The 15,626-nt window shown below is 58.2% G+C and carries 13 protein-coding genes; 9 read left to right on the top strand and 4 right to left on the bottom strand.

Annotation, left to right across the window (positions count from 1 at the left end):
- Nucleotide 1 precedes the first annotated feature (1 nt).
- The 7 genes from HH216_RS01895 to HH216_RS01865 all read left to right on the top strand — a co-directional run bounded on the left by HH216_RS01895 (nt 2) and on the right by HH216_RS01865 (nt 8,567).
- Nucleotides 2–1,192 carry a sensor histidine kinase gene (locus HH216_RS01895; RefSeq protein ID WP_169549252.1) on the top strand — a complete coding sequence of 397 codons (1,191 nt, stop codon included), beginning with the start codon at nt 2–4 and terminating at the stop codon, nt 1,190–1,192.
- A complete protein-coding gene (locus HH216_RS01890; RefSeq protein WP_169549251.1) occupies nt 1,189–1,896 on the top strand; it encodes a LytR/AlgR family response regulator transcription factor in 708 nt (235 codons plus the stop codon). The genes HH216_RS01895 and HH216_RS01890 overlap by 4 nt, the downstream gene beginning before the upstream one ends.
- 165 nt (nt 1,897–2,061) lie before the next feature.
- Nucleotides 2,062–3,228 (top strand): DUF3500 domain-containing protein, encoded by a 1,167-nt coding sequence (locus HH216_RS01885; RefSeq protein ID WP_169549250.1) that lies wholly within the window; start codon nt 2,062–2,064, stop codon nt 3,226–3,228.
- A 148-nt stretch (nt 3,229–3,376) separates the two neighbouring features.
- Nucleotides 3,377–4,717, top strand: coding sequence for a HupE/UreJ family protein (locus tag HH216_RS01880; protein ID WP_254448642.1), 1,341 nt, complete (start codon nt 3,377–3,379; stop codon nt 4,715–4,717).
- 24 nt (nt 4,718–4,741) lie between these two features.
- Nucleotides 4,742–4,945 carry a hypothetical protein gene (locus HH216_RS01875; protein ID WP_169549249.1) on the top strand — a complete coding sequence of 68 codons (204 nt, stop codon included), beginning with the start codon at nt 4,742–4,744 and terminating at the stop codon, nt 4,943–4,945.
- Nucleotides 4,900–6,237 (top strand): capsule assembly Wzi family protein, encoded by a 1,338-nt coding sequence (locus tag HH216_RS01870; protein ID WP_169549248.1) that lies wholly within the window; start codon nt 4,900–4,902, stop codon nt 6,235–6,237. The genes HH216_RS01875 and HH216_RS01870 overlap by 46 nt, the downstream gene beginning before the upstream one ends.
- A gap of 17 nt (nt 6,238–6,254) precedes the next feature.
- Entirely contained in the window at nt 6,255–8,567 is a 2,313-nt protein-coding gene (locus HH216_RS01865; RefSeq protein WP_169549247.1) for a TonB-dependent receptor, read from the top strand.
- Nucleotides 8,568–8,734: 167 nt separating this feature from the next.
- On the opposite strand, the gene HH216_RS01860 is transcribed toward HH216_RS01865, so the two are convergent.
- Complete coding sequence (locus HH216_RS01860) at nt 8,735–10,066, bottom strand: UDP-N-acetylmuramoyl-tripeptide--D-alanyl-D-alanine ligase (RefSeq protein ID WP_169549246.1); 1,332 nt, start codon at nt 10,064–10,066, stop codon at nt 8,735–8,737.
- 229 nt (nt 10,067–10,295) lie between these two features.
- On the opposite strand from HH216_RS01860, the gene HH216_RS01855 reads away from it, so the two are divergent.
- Both HH216_RS01855 and HH216_RS01850 read left to right on the top strand, forming a co-directional pair.
- Nucleotides 10,296–12,539 (top strand): T9SS type A sorting domain-containing protein, encoded by a 2,244-nt coding sequence (locus HH216_RS01855; protein WP_169549245.1) that lies wholly within the window; start codon nt 10,296–10,298, stop codon nt 12,537–12,539.
- A 195-nt stretch (nt 12,540–12,734) separates the two neighbouring features.
- Nucleotides 12,735–13,022, top strand: coding sequence for a hypothetical protein (locus tag HH216_RS01850; RefSeq protein WP_169549244.1), 288 nt, complete (start codon nt 12,735–12,737; stop codon nt 13,020–13,022).
- Between the two features lie 84 nt (nt 13,023–13,106).
- Here the strand turns inward: HH216_RS01850 and HH216_RS01845 are convergent, their stop codons facing one another.
- The 3 genes from HH216_RS01845 to HH216_RS01835 form a co-directional block, all read right to left on the bottom strand.
- Nucleotides 13,107–13,676, bottom strand: coding sequence for a YceI family protein (locus HH216_RS01845; protein WP_169549243.1), 570 nt, complete (start codon nt 13,674–13,676; stop codon nt 13,107–13,109).
- A gap of 62 nt (nt 13,677–13,738) precedes the next feature.
- Complete coding sequence (locus tag HH216_RS01840; RefSeq protein ID WP_169549242.1) at nt 13,739–14,242, bottom strand: hypothetical protein; 504 nt, start codon at nt 14,240–14,242, stop codon at nt 13,739–13,741.
- Nucleotides 14,243–14,344: 102 nt separating this feature from the next.
- Nucleotides 14,345–15,505, bottom strand: a complete 1,161-nt coding sequence (locus HH216_RS01835) for a helix-turn-helix domain-containing protein (protein WP_169549241.1) — start codon at nt 15,503–15,505, stop codon at nt 14,345–14,347.
- Nucleotides 15,506–15,626 lie beyond the last annotated feature (121 nt).

The raw sequence follows: 15,626 nt of genomic DNA, 5'->3' as shown, positions 1-15,626 counted from the left end.
CATGACCTTCCGGTTCAGCGAACTGTATATCCGCGTGTTGGCTGGCCTGATTCTGCTGGCCCTGCCCGTTTTTTATTTCGCCTACAGCGGGGTTAGTCTGAATCCCCTCAATCCGCACGACCACCTGATTCAAAATGGGTTAGCCTACCTGTTTCTGATTCTGTTTTCGTACGTCAACCATACCCTGTTCGTACCGCGCTGGTTTCTGGCTAAACGGTACAGGCTGTATCTGATTGTGGCTATCGGCTGCGTACTCGGCGCAGTGTATTTGCCCTATCGAATCGAGCAGTGGGCGTACTTCAAACCACCCCGGCAGCACACAGTCGGGGCGTGGTTCCGGCAGATTTTTGTGGCCGAAATGATGCTGAGCGACCCCGCTAATTTCTCGCCCGAACATCGGCAGAGAAACTCCCCGTTCGATGATCTGGGGCGCGAGCACTGCCTGCGCGACCATCCGCCCGGCGAAGGCTCCCCCGGTCGCCCACCAATGAACATTCCACCGGGAACGTTGCTGCTGCCGGTGAAGCTGACGATCTTTTTCCTGCTCGGCAGTATCAGTACGCTGATCTCGATTTCAGTGCAAACGTCCAGCCGGTTGCGGCAGGTCGAGAACGATCAGCTACAGGCTGAGCTGCGGCAGCTGAAAGCGCAGATTCACCCGCATTTTCTGTTTAACACACTCAACAGCATCTACGCGCTGGCGATCCGGCAGGACGAACGAACTGCCGATACGGTGGTGAAACTGTCGGAGTTTATGCGCTACAACATCCGCGATGCCCAGCGTGACAAGGTGCTGCTGAGCAAAGAAATTGATTACATCGGCAACTACGTCGACCTGCAAAAAGCCCGGCTGCGCGATGCCGTTACCGTCGATTACCGGCTGGACGGCAAACCACGCCAACTGGCGATTGCCCCGCTGCTGTTGTTTTCGTTTATCGAAAATGCGTTCAAGTACGGGGTCAATCCCGAAGAAGAATCGCTCATACAAATTGCGATCGATATTCAGGGTAATCGGCTGCGCATGGAGGTGGTCAACAATAAAGTGCAGGTCAGTCAGCTGGAACCGTCGACGGGGATTGGGCTGCGGAACGCCCGCGACCGGCTGCGGCTGATTTATCCCAACGACCACGACCTGACCATCGACGAAACGGCCAGCCGCTACCAAGTTACCCTTCGACTGAATCTGGTATGATAACCGCCATCGCCCTCGACGACGAACGGCCCGCTCTGGACGTCATAGAAGCCTTCTGCGACCGCATCGACACGATTGATCTGGTGAAGACGTTCACCCGTACGGGCGAAGCCCGGCAATTCCTGGCCGAAAATCCGGTCGATCTGGTGTTTCTCGACATCAACATGCCCAACGAGTCGGGGTTGTCGTTTTCCCGGCTAATCCCCCCGCCGACGCTGGTTATTTTCACAACTGCCTACAGCGAATTTGCCGCCGAGAGCTACGAAGTCGAAGCGATTGATTACCTGCTGAAGCCGTTTTCGTTCGAGCGATTTCAGAAAAGCGTCGAGCGCGTGCAGACCCGGCGGCAGGGGCTGCAACAGGCGTCCGGCGGGGATACGGATATGCCAGAGCCAACTCATCTGTACTTCCGGGTCGATTACGGGCTGGTAAAAATTACGGTGGCCGATATTCGGTACATCGAAGGGCTGGACAACTACCTGAAAATACACCTGATCGCTGGTAAGCCGGTGGTGGTCCGGCTAACGATGAAAGCCATGCTGGACAAGTTGCCGGCAGGTCAGTTCGTGCGGGTTCACCGGTCGTTTATTGTCGCGTTCGACAAAATTCAGGGCGTTCGCAACAAACTGATTCTGATGGATGACGTCGAACTGCCGGTTGGCAGCAGCTACGAAACGGAGTTTTTCGGTCGATTTGGGCGGTGACCCGGCAGGGCGTCACGGCGGAGCTGAATTGGTGCTGCTGCGCCGTTCGCCACAACTTTCCGGCTCTCTACCCCACTTGTCGGCGTTGGCTGTAACGCAGGTGCTTGCTGTGGCGTACTTACTGGAAATCAACTTAACCCTCAACGTGCAGGGTTCAACTAGCTTATGAAACAGATTATTCTGACGGCCTGCCTGGTAACGGTAGCGATTGGCGGTATCAACCTGCTGGAGTCGTGCAAATCGACCGATGTCGACGCCAGCAGCACAACGACCACGCCGGGTAGCTCGACCACGGCCACATCGGGCAGTTCAACTACCCTGACGACCAATTCCAATACGATCACGACGGCGCTGGCGACTACGGCTACCACGACAACCTGCGCGTCGACGGGGGTAGCGCAGGTCGTTTGCCTGGCTGAAGCGTTCAAGGCGACGCTGAGCAGTACGCAGCTGTCGACCATGCAGCTGACGTACACCAAAGCCAACGCCCAGAAATGGTCGAACCTGCCCGCCGGTTTGTCGGCCCGCAATGGTATCAGCCTGGGTGCGCTCAGTACCACTCAACTGGCGGCTTTCCGGAACCTGATGGTGGCGGTACTGGCCCTGAACGCGACCAACGAAGGCTACGACGAGATGGTTGGCAATCTGGTGGCCGACGATTATCTGAATACCATCGGGGGCGGGTCTGACTACGGCGCGGGTAATTATTACCTTTCGTTTCTGGGAACGCCCAGCACGTCGGGTCTGTGGGCGATTCTGTTTACGGGCCACCATTACACCCAGCCTTACACGTTCAACGCCGGAGCCGTTACGGGTGTAACGCCCGCCTTCAGGGGTACCGAACCACAGGCCGCCGTAACCGCCGGTAGTCGGACGTATCAGGCGTTTGAGCAGGAACGGGTTGCCTTTGCGGCTATGCTGACCGGCCTGAGTAGCACTGAACAAACTACTGCCAAGCTATCAGGGTCTTACAGCGATCTGGTGTTGGGGCCGGGGCAGGATGGCAAGTTTCCGTCGACCAAGTCGGGTATTCAGGTCAGCGAGCTGAGCAGCGACAAGCAGGCACTGGTACTGGCAGCTATCAAGCTGTATGTCAATGACATGAACACCAGCACGGCCGCTACCATCCTGACCAAATACACCAACGAGTTGGCCAGCACTTACGTCGCTTATTCGGGTAACACCAGCATGACGGCGTCGGGCGACTACGTGCGTATCGATGGCCCAAGTGTCTGGATCGAGTTTTCGTATCAGGGTGGAGTCATCATCAGAAACACCCCCCACTCACACTCGGTCTGGCGCGACCGGTCGGGCGATTACGGCGGTAACTGATAGTCGGAACATGGAAAGCTGGTTGAACTACCCAACCTTACATCCCTCCTCGTTAGGGAGGGACTTAAAAATTCGACAAGTCAAGTCCCTTCCCAATGGGGAGGGATGTAGGGTGGGGTGTTTTGGGGCAGTCAGCCGGTTGGCAGTCTTGTTCCTGCTCTTCCTGCTGGCGGGTGGTTCGCGGATGGCGCTGGCGCATCCCATGCCGAATTCGGGGGTGCTACTCAATGTACACGCCGACCGTATTGACGCCGAACTCCAGATTCCCCTGGTCGAACTGCAATTGGCCTGGGGGCACGCCGTCAACGATTCATCGGCGGGGCTGGTGGCGCGGCTGGGGCCACAACTGCGCGATTACCTCAGAAGCCACATCCGCCCGCAAAGCCCCGATGGCCGGTTCTGGACCGTTTCGGTGGGGGAACTGGTCGCGCACGAAACGCAGAATCCCATCGTCGGGGTGTATCGGGAACTGACCGCGCAGGTGCAGATGATCCCGCCCGGCGTGGACTCGCCGGGCGAGTCCACGCCGGGCGAGGCCGATGTCCGGCAGTTCACTTTCTACTACGACGCAGTGCTGCATCAGGTCAGAACCCACAAGATTCTGGTGTCGGTGCGGCAGGACTGGGAACGCGGGCAACTGGCGGAAGCCGCCCCCGTGCAGGTAGGCGAAATCAGCCTTGACATCGTCAACGACCGGGTGCTACCCCTACCTGTCAACCTGGCGTCCGGTAGTAGCTGGATGGGCTTTGTCTCGATGGTACGACTCGGTACGCAGCATATCGCCGAAGGTACCGACCATCTGCTGTTCCTGCTGGTGCTGCTCCTGCCCGCCCCGCTGCTGGTGACAGGACAATCAGGCTCGCGACGACGGACCGGACGTTTTGGATGGGGCAATTTTGGCGGGTCGCGCTACAGCCTACGGCGGCTGCTGCTCATCGTGACGGCCTTTACCGTGGGCCACTCGCTGACGCTGCTGCTGGGTTCGCTCGGGTGGGTGCGGTTGCCTGGCCAGCCGGTCGAAATTCTGATTGCCGTATCGATTCTGGTGTCGGCCATGCACGCCGTTCGTCCGTTGTTTCCCGGTCGCGAAACATGGGTAGCGGCTGGGTTCGGCCTGATTCACGGGCTGGCTTTTGCCGGTACGCTGGCCAACCTGAACCTCGATGCGGGGCCAATGGCGCTGAGTATTCTGGGTTTCAACCTCGGTATCGAAATGATGCAGCTGCTCGTAATTGCCCTGATTATCCCGTGGCTGATGCTGCTGAGCCGCACGCCGGTATATGCGTACGTGCGAGTTGGGGGAGCGGTGCTGGCGGGTGTGGCGGCAATGGCCTGGATCGTGGAGCGCGTCACCGGTCAGCCGAACGGGCTGACGCAGGGTGTCGAGCTGGTCGTTGGGTATGCGCCCTATGCGCTGGTTGGGCTGGCCGGACTGGCCCTTTATATAACCTGGCGGCTGCGTCGCTCTAAACAACCATCGGCTTCCTAACTTAGCTACGAAATCAGGAAGCCGATGAAGATACATGCTACCATTCGACGTTTCGCGATAAGCAGTTGGCCGCTGTTGCTACTGGTCGGGCTGACGGGCCGGGCCGTGCTGGCGCAGTCGACGGAGAAAGCGGGCTGGCACGGAGAAGCCGAGGTGGGTGGCTGGGCCGCATCGGGGGCGTCATGCCGTTCTGGCTACGGGCCAATCAGTGGGGGACGGTACCCCTGACAACCCCCGCCGGTACGCTACGGGCCGGTTTCCGGCGATCCTACACCCCAACCGATACCACCAAAACCAGTCGCCCACGCCGGTTCGACTGGACGGTGGGGGCGCAGGTGGTGGGCAATGCCGCCACCGAAAGCCGGGTACTGCTGCCCGAACTGTACGCGAAAGGGCGCTGGCGGTCGATCGAACTGGCCGTTGGGCGGTGGCGGCAACTGACCGGTCTGGGCGATTCAACGCTGTCGTCGGGCTTTATCAACGGGTCGGGCAACGCCATTCCGATTCCGAAGGTGCAGCTGGCTACGCGGGGCTACGTGCCGCTGGGCTTCACGAAACGCTTCGTGGCCATCAACGCGGGTTTCGTCCACGGCTGGTTTACGGGGGCCTACATTCACGGAGCGTATCTGCATCAGAAGTACGTTTATCTGCGACTGGGTAAACCCGCCAGCCGGTTCAAAGGCTACCTGGGCATCAACCACGAAGTGCAGTGGGCCGGGCAGGCTGATTATCTGATCGGCTCGACGGCGGCTGTGAACGGCAAACTGCCCTCGCAGTTCAACTATTACCCGGCGGTGGTGCTGGGTACGCGGCCCGATAGCTGGGAAACAGCCGATTATACCAGTTTCGATGGGGCTTACTGGTTTGGTAACGGCCTGGGCAGCATGGATTTGGGCGTCGAGATGAAAACAGCGACCGGTACCTGGCTGCTTTACCATCAGCATATTTACGAAGACCTGTCGGGTTTGCTCTGGATCAACGCGCCCGATGGGCTGACGGGGCTGAGCTGGCACCGGAATGCGGGGAGCCGACCGGGCTGGCTGAACCGGATCGTGGTTGAATACCTGACGACGACGAATCAGAGCGGATCGACGTTCGATTACAATGCGAAGTATCAGGGAGCCGACAATTATTTCGATCACGGACAGTACATTCAGGGCTGGTCGTACATGGGCCGCACCATCGGTACACCCTTTATCATGCCACAAAACGAAGTCGTACCAACGGCCCGGACTAGTCAGTTTTTTCCGAACAATCGGGTGCAGATGGGCTACGTGGGCGCAGCGGGGCAGCTTGGCAGTGGTGTCGACTGGACCGTGCGATTGTCGTACAGCCGGAATTATGGCACCTTCTCCGAACCGTATTTACCCTCACTCGACCAGTTCTCGGCACTGGTAAGCGCGCAATGGCACCTGCCCCGAATGGCCGGTACGCAGCTGACGGCTTCGCTGGCTGCCGATCAGGGGCAGCTTTTACCCAGCACCATTGGCGGCTTCGTGAGCCTGCGCAAACAGTGGTAATCATCAACAGACTGAGTATGCATTTTAAACAACTAACGGCTTCTCTTTTCCTGATTTTACTGACAGTACAACTGGCATTCGCACACCTCGGCACACTGACCGGCGTTGTCATCGACGCACAGACCCGCCTGCCGCTACGGAGCGTTTCGGTCAATCTGATCGGCACCGGGAAGATGACCCTGACCGACGAACTGGGCCGTTACCGCTTCGACCGACTGGCCCCCAAGCTGTATAAAATTGAGTTTTCGCACATCGGTTACGCCACTACCGCGCAGAAAACGGCCGTGGGCGACGATCAGACCGCCCATATCCAGACCAGCCTGATCGCGGCACCGGTCAACCTGAGCGCCGTGACGGTCTCGGCACTCCGGCCCGCCGATCAGCAGCTCATCAGCGGAATCGACATCAAGCTGCGGCCCATTGTAAACTCGCAGGAAATTCTGCGGCTGGTGCCGGGGCTGTTTATCGGGCAGCATGCGGGGGGCGGCAAGGCCGAACAGATTTTCCTGCGCGGCTTCGACCTCGACCACGGCACCGACATTCGCCTGAGCGTCGACGGGATGCCCGTCAACATGGTGTCGCACGCCCACGGGCAGGGCTACGCCGATCTGCACTTCGTCATTCCCGAACTGGTCGATGGCGTCGATTTCAAGAAAGGACCATACACCACCGATCAGGGGAATCTGGCCACGGCGGGCTGGGCCAACATGCGTACCCGCACCACGCTCGACCGCTCGTTTGTCAAACTCGAAGCCGGGCAGTTCAACACCTACCGGGCCGTCGCCGGGATTAACCTGCTGGGGGATGCCGCCCGGCAGAAAAGTCAGTCGGCCTATGTGGGCGGTGAGTATTCGTACAGCGATTCGTACTTCGATAATCCGCAGCGTTTCAAACGAGTCAACGTGCTGGGCAAATACCACCGGCACATCGGCGACAACACCACCCTGACCCTGACAGCGTCGACGTTCTGGAGTAAGTGGAACCACTCCGGGCAGATTCCCGACCGGGCCGTTGAATCGGGATTGGTCGACTGGTTTGGGTCCGTCGACCCCACCGAGGGGGGCGAAACCAGCCGCACCAACCTGAATGCCCAACTGACGACCGTTACGCCGAAAAATCACATCATCAAGAATCAGTTTTTCTACAGCAGCTACAATTTTGAGCTGTATTCCAACTTCACCTTCTTCCTGAACGACACCATCAACGGCGATCAGATTCGCCAAAAAGAAGGCCGCAACCTGTTTGGTTACAACGGCAGCTACACCACGCAAACCACCCTCGGCCGCACCAGCTGGACTACTACGCTGGGCGCGCAGTACCGGCAGGACATAACGCCGGGCCGTGGCGACGGACCGACCGAACTGTCGCACACCAAAGACCGGACGATCACACTGGAACGGCTTCAGTACGGCAACGTCAACGAAATCAATGCGGCCCTGTACGCCGACGAAGTCGTGCAGCTGTCGAGTCGGTTCACGGTCAACGCCGGATTGCGGGTCGATCAGTTCCGGTCGCAGTACGAGGATTTGCTGGTAAAGTCGAGCGCGACCCCGGACCCCACGACAAAGCACGTGACGCAGGCCATCGTGTCACCCAAGCTGAATTTGTATTTCACCGTCAACCCGACGCTGCAACTGTACCTGAACACGGGTAAGGGCTTTCACTCCAACGATGCGCGGGTCGTGACGGCGCAGAACGGACGGCAAATCTTACCGGGTGGCTACGGTTCCGATCTGGGCGTTATTGCCAAGCCGTTTCCGCGTTTGCTGGTCAATGCCGCTGCGTGGTACCTGTATCTGCAACAGGAGTTTGTGTACGTGGGCGACGAGGGCGTGGTCGAACCGAGCGGTCGGTCGCGGAGGATGGGGCTGGATTTGTCGGCGCGGTACCAGATCACCAACCGGTCGGCTGGCCCCAACCTCTTCGCCGATCTTGACCTGAACACGGCCAACCCCCGGTCGCTGGATGCTGAGAAAGGCCAAAACTACCTGCCGCTGGCTCCCGTCCTTACCTCGACGGGCGGGCTGTCGCTGCAAGGCGGGGGCGGGTTTAGTGGCTCGCTGCGCTATCGTTACATGGCCGACCGACCCGCCAACGACGACAATACGGTGGTAGCGAGAGGCTACTTCGTGACGGATTTACAGGCCAACTACAACCGGAAAAACTACACGCTCGGCCTGACGGTGCAGAACCTGCTCAACACCCGCTGGAAAGAAACCCAGTTCGATACCGAGAGTCGATTAAAAGGTGAAGCGACTCCGGTTAGTGAGATTCACTTCACACCTGGTACGCCCTTCTTCGCCCGCCTGAGCCTGACCTATTTTTGGTAAGATTCGAGTTGTCTGGAATGTCCCCGACAGCATCCTGCCGCTTCGGCGGTCCGATGTCGTAGCCGTAGGCTAAGTGCAGCTACCCGATTAGCCGCTGAAGCGGCTCCAACATCGGACCGCCGAAGCGGCTGGAAGCTGTCGGGGACATTCTAATGGTAACGTATCGGTCAGATAAACGGCACAACGCTTTCCAGCCCCATCCCGCGCGAGCCTTTGATGAGGAAATGCGTATCAGTCTGGGGGTGGTCCATCACCCAGTTGTGGAGCGAGAATTTATCGGGGAAATAGTACGCCGTTGGTAGGGCATTCAGCGCGTACTTCATGTCTTTACCCGCCAGTATGACGAGATCAAACTTGCCCTCTGCGATCAGTTTGCCGAGGGCTTCGTGTTCGGCTGCGCTTTCATCGCCCAGCTCGTACATATCGCCCAGAATCACCACCTTACGCTGGGCGGGCGTCGCGGCAAACTGCCGGATCGCGGCCGCCATCGAGCTGGGGTTAGCGTTGTAAGCGTCGAGTAGCACGGTGTTGCTGCCCTTCTGCACCACCTGCGAGCGGTTGTTGGTTGGGTTATACCCCGCGATAGCTCGGTTGGCTTCCTCGACCGTCACGCCGAACTGGTATCCCACGGCCATAGCCGCCAGCATGTTGTCGAAGTTGTACTGCCCCGGCAGGTGCGTTACCGTCTCGCCGGTGCTGTCGCGGTAGGTAACGGGCGATTCCGACAGCAGTTCGATGGGCTGACTGGCTGGCTCGTCGGCGGGGTAGAAAATGACCTGAGCAAACGTTTCATCCGATTTGTCGGTTTTCAGCCGTTCGCGGTACATCGCCATCAGCACCTTGTCGCGGGAGTTGATAAAGACCGTCCCGCCCGTCTGCATCAGATAGTCGTACAATTCGCCTTTGCCCTTGCGAACACCGGCGATGCCCCCAAACCCTTCCAGGTGCGCCTTGCCAACGTTGGTCAGCAGGCCGTGGGTGGGCTGGGCAATGCTACAGAGCAACGCAATCTCGCGCTGATGGTTGGCACCCATCTCCACCACCGCCATCTCGTAGGCCGATGCGTCGCCATCGGTGCGGATAGCCAGCAGCGTCAGCGGTACGCCGATGTGGTTGTTGAGGTTGCCAACCGTCGCATAGGTGCGGAACCGGGTCGACAGCACGGCTGCGATCAGCTCTTTGGTTGTCGTCTTCCCGTTCGACCCCGACAGGCCAACGACCGGAATCGTCAGCGTTTGGCGGTGGTACCGGGCCAGATCCTGCAAGGCCAGCAGCCCATCTTCCACCAGCAGGCAGCGCGGGTTTCGGTCGGCCACGGCGGGGTCGTCGACAATGGCGTACTTAGCCCCGTCGGACAACGCTTTTTCGGCGAACTGATTACCATCGAACGACGCGCCTTTGAGGGCTACGAACAGCGAATCGGGTGTAATCCGGCGGGTATCGGTCGAGACGCCGGTGCATTCCAGAAATTTATCGTACAGGGCAGGGGTTGATACCATGTCGGGTAGACGTAAACGGGAGTATTGTTCGTTTTCTTTGCGGCACGTTCGGTGTAACCGTTTTACCCCGCAGCGGCCGACTCCCCAACCCCGAAGCGTCGGCCCGGCCTGAAGGGGGAGTGGTTCACCCGTGGAATGCTCCCCCCTCAGGGGAGTGGGGGGTATTGGCGACCGAGTTCAACGTTGGCTATCGGCACCCGAACGTATTGCAAAAGAAACCCAAAAGTAAATGAAAAAGCTGTGTACGCTCTGGTTGGCACTGATTCCGTGGGTTGGCTACGGGCAGTCGGCGTCGGCACCGTTTGGGTTTCAATATAGTCAGCAGCCTGCCGTCAGCGTCGATGGGCGGGCCTTGCTGAACCCCTGGGTGGGTGGATTGAACGCCATGCAGTTTGCCACCCTGCGCCTGAATGACGACAACCGCGACGACCTGCTCGTCTACGACCGGACAAGCCGAAAGGTAAGTACGTTCGTCGCTATCGACAACCCGACCGGAAGTGGTATTGCCTGGCAATACGCACCGGCATACGAAACGATACTGCCCGCGCTGTCGGGCTGGGTAATTGCCGTTGACTATGACGGTGATGGCCGGAAAGATCTGTTCTCCCTGATCGACGGCAACGTGCGGGTATACCACAACGACTCGCAGACTGGAAAGGTCGCGTTCAGTGTAGCCGTCAGCGAACTGATGACGCAGGGGTTTGCCGGTCGGCAGATTCTGTATGTATCCCCCGCCGACCTGCCCGCCATTCTGGACTACGACGACGATGGCGACATCGATATTCTGACCTTCGACCCGACTGGTAATCTGATTGCCTATCAGCAGAACATGAGCGTCGAACGGACGGGGAAGAAAGACGGGCTTGACTTCAAACGGCCCGACTGCTTCTACTGGGGCCATTTTCTGAAAGAATTCTGCAACGATTTTGTCTTTGGCATCGACTGCGACGGTACGCAGTCGGGCAAGTCTGTTCCGCTGAAACCCGCCACCGGCGCGGCCCGGCCTATGCACAGCGGCAACACCCTGGCGGTGATGGATACCGATGGCGACGGTAAAAAAGACCTGCTGTTCGGCGCGGTCAGTTGTCCCGGTGTCGCCCGGCTAATCAACGTCGCGACCAACGACAGCGCGGCCCGTTTTACCCGCTTCGATACCTTATTTCCGGCGAAGAACCCGGTACTGTTCCCGGCCTTTGCCGGGGTGTACTCAGAAGATGTCGACGGCGACGGCGTGCGCGATTTGCTGGCGTCGCCTTTCGTCGATCAGAACGACAACGACCTGTATGATTTTCGGGCGTCGGCCTGGTATTACAAAAACGCCGGGACGAACGCGAAGCCCGATTTTCAGCTGAAGCAGAAAGACTTTCTGCAAAGTGAGATGGTCGATCTGGGCGAAAATGCCGTGCCCGCCCTGGCCGACCTCGACGGCGACGGCGACATGGATCTGCTGGTTGGCTACGCGGGGGCGCAAACGACGAAGGGCTACCGGGCGGGTATCTGGCAGTTTGAAAACAAAGGCACCGGGCAAAATCCGGCTTTCGCGCTCATCACGACTGATTACCTGAGTCTGGCGCAGTCGCTGACGCTGGTCAACACGATGCCGACCTTCGCCGACGTCGATGGCAATGGTAGTATGGATCTGATCGTGACGGGTACGGGGGCTAGTAGTCTGGAAATACGGCTGTTTGTCAACGCAGCGGCCAAAGGTGCCCCGGTGCAGTACAGCCTGCCCACCGCCGTCCGCTGGCCCAACCCCGACCTGATGCAGTTGGGCGAACGCCTGCTGGTTGCCGACCTCGACCGCGATGGAAAAGCCGACGTGCTGCTGGGGAAAAACAATGGGTTGATCCACTACTTCCGCAATACGGGTACGGCCACAGTTCCCGTATTCCAGTTGCAGAGCCAGAACTTCGGCAACCTGCCAACGACGTTCTACACGGGTGCATCGTCGCTGGCGCTGGCTGATCTGAACGGCGATCAGAAGAACGAATTCATCACCGCGTCGGGCGATGGCAAAGTGAAACTCTACCAGTTTCCCGACGCGCTCACCGGTCCGCTGACCCTGCTCGACAGCCTGCCCGCGCTGGGCTCGCCCGGTCTGAAACTGGCCGCTGCCACCGCCGACCTCGACGGCGACGCCCTGCCTGACTTACTGCTGGGAACGGGTGGGGGCGGTTTGCGCTACCTGAAAAATACGTCGCAGAAAGTAGTCATCACCGGCTTGCCGACCGAAACCACTGGCCCCTGGGCGTTCCCCAATCCCACCGACCGCTACCTGACCATCCGCGCCCCCCACGACGGACAGGTCGAACTGCTATCGCTATCCGGGCAGGTTGTGTTGGCCGGGCAGTCCGTCAAAGGTAATACCGAGCAGATGCTTGATTTGGGCAGCTTGTCCGAAGGCACCTATCTGCTCCGCCTGACCGCTTCCGGCAAAGCCACGCTGGTAGAGAAAGTGGTGGTCTGGAAGTAGGGGCAGTCAGCGAATTATTCCCGCAAATCGAATAAAAGTTGTTCGATTTGCGGGAATAATTAACCGTTTACGCAGAGTGTCACGCACGGATTTAAGCTTGTTCCGGCTGCTCTGTCTGTTGGCCGATGCAGGCGTTCGTAGTCGAAAACTCTTTGCCGGATGGGTGGTTAACTATCCAGACAAACACGAAACGTTATGCAAACCAATCATCAGAACGAGGACGAAGACAACGGCGTGGCCTATACCGGGCTCGGTGTGAATAACGAGCCTGACAACATGAACCCCGGCGACGAAGAAGCGTCGGACACGCTGCTTTACACCGACAACATAACGGCGCAGCACGCCACCGATGAAGTATCGAACGGTGCCGACGGTGATGAGCTGCCCGAAGACCTGCTCGATGAAGACTTATCGGACGATGAACTCGATGAAGAGATCACCGAACTGGCCGAGGAAGAAGACGAAGGCAACGAGCGGTATTAATCTGCGATGCGGATGAATCAAAAGCCCATCCCAGCCAGGGAGGGCTTTTGATTTTATACGGCTCACCAACAATTGCCTGTTGCCCTATCGGTCGGCTACTGCATTGCCTCGACGGGCCAGCAGGTCGAATGTTAGCTCGAAAGTGTTGCGGATGGCGTGGTCGCCCAGCCCGGCGAAGAAACTAGTCGAATTATAGTTGACGCCAAAGAGCGTTCGGTCGATACTGGCCTGCCCTTTCAGGTGAATCATGTCGCCGGAGAGCGTAACCATGACGGGAAACGAAATCGGTTTGGTAACGCCCTTGATCGTCAACAGACCGCTTGCCTGCCCACCGCTGATCTGCTGAACGGTGAAGGTGGCCGTCGGGAATTTGGCCGTGTCGAAAAAGTCTTCACCGCGCAGGTGAGTCTGCATCTGCCCATTTTCGTGCTGAATCGTCCGCATATCGATGTCGATCCGTGCCTGACTGATCTGACCGTTTCGCACCTGAATAAGTCCCTGCCGAAGCTGAACCGTACCGCTGGGCGCGTAACTGCCGATTTCACTGTGTCCCGTCCAGCTTAGTTTGCTTTGCTGGCTGTCGGCCACGTAGCGCTGGGCCACGGCGGAGAGTGTACTGATTAGGAAAAGGCTGAGGCAGGCTATCGTTTTCATGGCTTTGTTTTTTGAGTTTGTAAGTAATTGGCTGCTTCGTCGCTGGCAGCCGGTTGGCGGTGTTAGTTTGTTTTCGCTTCGGTTTCGATGATGCCGTAGCCCTTGTAGAGCTTGCCCGTTTTGTCGCGGGCGATGATATACCAGAGGGCGTCGCCCCCGTAGAGCTGTTTGCCGAAACGCCAGTTTTTTACAAACGTGAAGACTTTGTTTTGGGGAAGTTTGCCGTCGATACAGCCAAAATTGTCGGCGAAGTCTTGCGCATTTTCCCGCAGATTCGGGTGCCAGCCCGACGCGTCGTACCAGATATAACTGCCCGCTTCTACAAACTCCAGATCGCCAACGTCGGCCCGTACCATGGTGCTGTGTTTCCAGACGTAGAGACTGTCTGTTTTCTCCGGTATGCAGGGGTTGTTGGTGTGCCAGAGGGTCAGGCCAACGGGCAAGCCCCGCAGCTTGTCAGGCATGATCCGGCTTTTATCGGTCCAACCGGTCTGGGCCTGTGCTGGCAGCGCAGCCACCGCGAATACGGTAAGCAAACAGGCGAAAAGAAAGCGGGTCGTGTGCATCGTCGTTCGGCGTTTTGGTGAATGAACGATGCAAAGGTGAGCGTAGAAACAGCCCTGTGCGCCCCATTTTCGGCCTGAGACGTCCCAACGGATGATTTGGGACTAGCTGCGGGCCATGGCGAAGGCACTTGGCGACAGACCAGTATGCTCCTTGAAAATCCGGTTGAAGGTTGTCTTTGAATTGAAGCCCGACTCCAGCGCAATCCCCAGCAGCGTAAAGCGGTTGAGGTCGTCGGAGTGGAGTCGCTGCTTTACTTCGCTTACCCGGTGGGCATTGACGAAGTCGTTGAACGACTGCTGCATGCCGGTGTTAATGACCTGCGACACCACTTTTGGATTCAGCTTTACGTGTTGCGCCAGTTCGATCAGGGTCAGGGTAGGGTTGAGGTACAGTCTGTCTATGTTCATAGCCCGGCGAATGCGCTCTAAATATTCGGGGTTGACCTTGTCGGCTGCCTTTTCGGTAAATGGCGGGGCTGGTGTTGCTTCGGCGTGAAACTGCACCTGCTCCATGGTACGCTGCTGAAGACCAACGATGCCCATAGCCACCAATACTACGCCCAGCATCCAGTACGAATAGTCGTTGACGTAGTAGCTATTGAACCGGTCGCGCAGCACCATCTCATACGTCCACTGCCCGCAGATCAGTACCAGTCCGATCAGCAGCACCTGCAACCAGCGTAGTGTAAGCTGACTGGTTTCAGAAAAATTCTCCTGCACATACCGCCGATACCACTGCAACAGCCGCAGCGACAAACCCACGTAAATCAGCAAAGACAACCATGTACCGTCGAACTCGATCCGGTACGTAACGGGGTAATGAATCGTTTGCCAGAACCAGTCTCGAAACTCGTAGCTATTGAGCGACAGTACGATGTAGAGGCTGGCCTGTATGGCAACGGGCAGGAAGTGCCAGGCGTGGTGCCGGGTAAACACAAACTGGCTGTCCGTTAGGCTGCGAACGTAGAAATAGATCAGGGGGCCGAAGCCTAGCGAATAAAAGATGGGCAAGAAATAAAGACTGGCGTTTTGCCCGTAGATATTGGCCAGCCGAAACAGCCCGTCGATTAGCCAACACGAGATGCTGAACATCAGCAGCGCCAGAAACCGGTTGGCTTGTCGATTAGTAGATACAAACAGCAGAAGCCCGGCCGAAAAGAAGCCGATGATGACGATGGCATTGGCCAGCAAAATAGCCAGGCTTACGTGAACCTGCATGAGCAGCGACGGAATGGGCGGGTCTGATGGCGTGCCGTTTGCCACCTCTGTAAAGGTAAAGCCCGGCGGTATAAAACCATACCCCAATTATGTACACTGGTCGGGAAACGGAGGGGAACAGCTTTGTTGTTACATAGGCGGACGGCGTCAATCGCCCGTTCTGTCA

Source organism: Spirosoma rhododendri (genome assembly GCF_012849055.1).
Taxonomy (GTDB): Bacteria; Bacteroidota; Bacteroidia; order Cytophagales; family Spirosomataceae; genus Spirosoma; species Spirosoma rhododendri.
This window is presented reverse-complemented; position numbering and strand designations above follow the sequence as displayed.

Coding starts and splice junctions, on each gene's coding strand:
- HH216_RS01890 (WP_169549251.1), top strand. CDS start 1,189: ATGATAACCGCCATCGCCCTCGACGACGAACGGCCCGCTCTGGACGTC.
- HH216_RS01865 (WP_169549247.1), top strand. CDS start 6,255: ATGCATTTTAAACAACTAACGGCTTCTCTTTTCCTGATTTTACTGACA.
- HH216_RS01870 (WP_169549248.1), top strand. CDS start 4,900: ATGCCGTTCTGGCTACGGGCCAATCAGTGGGGGACGGTACCCCTGACA.
- HH216_RS01860 (WP_169549246.1), bottom strand. CDS start 10,066: ATGGTATCAACCCCTGCCCTGTACGATAAATTTCTGGAATGCACCGGC.
- HH216_RS01885 (WP_169549250.1), top strand. CDS start 2,062: ATGAAACAGATTATTCTGACGGCCTGCCTGGTAACGGTAGCGATTGGC.
- HH216_RS01850 (WP_169549244.1), top strand. CDS start 12,735: ATGCAAACCAATCATCAGAACGAGGACGAAGACAACGGCGTGGCCTAT.
- HH216_RS01845 (WP_169549243.1), bottom strand. CDS start 13,676: ATGAAAACGATAGCCTGCCTCAGCCTTTTCCTAATCAGTACACTCTCC.
- HH216_RS01895 (WP_169549252.1), top strand. CDS start 2: ATGACCTTCCGGTTCAGCGAACTGTATATCCGCGTGTTGGCTGGCCTG.
- HH216_RS01855 (WP_169549245.1), top strand. CDS start 10,296: ATGAAAAAGCTGTGTACGCTCTGGTTGGCACTGATTCCGTGGGTTGGC.
- HH216_RS01875 (WP_169549249.1), top strand. CDS start 4,742: ATGAAGATACATGCTACCATTCGACGTTTCGCGATAAGCAGTTGGCCG.
- HH216_RS01840 (WP_169549242.1), bottom strand. CDS start 14,242: ATGCACACGACCCGCTTTCTTTTCGCCTGTTTGCTTACCGTATTCGCG.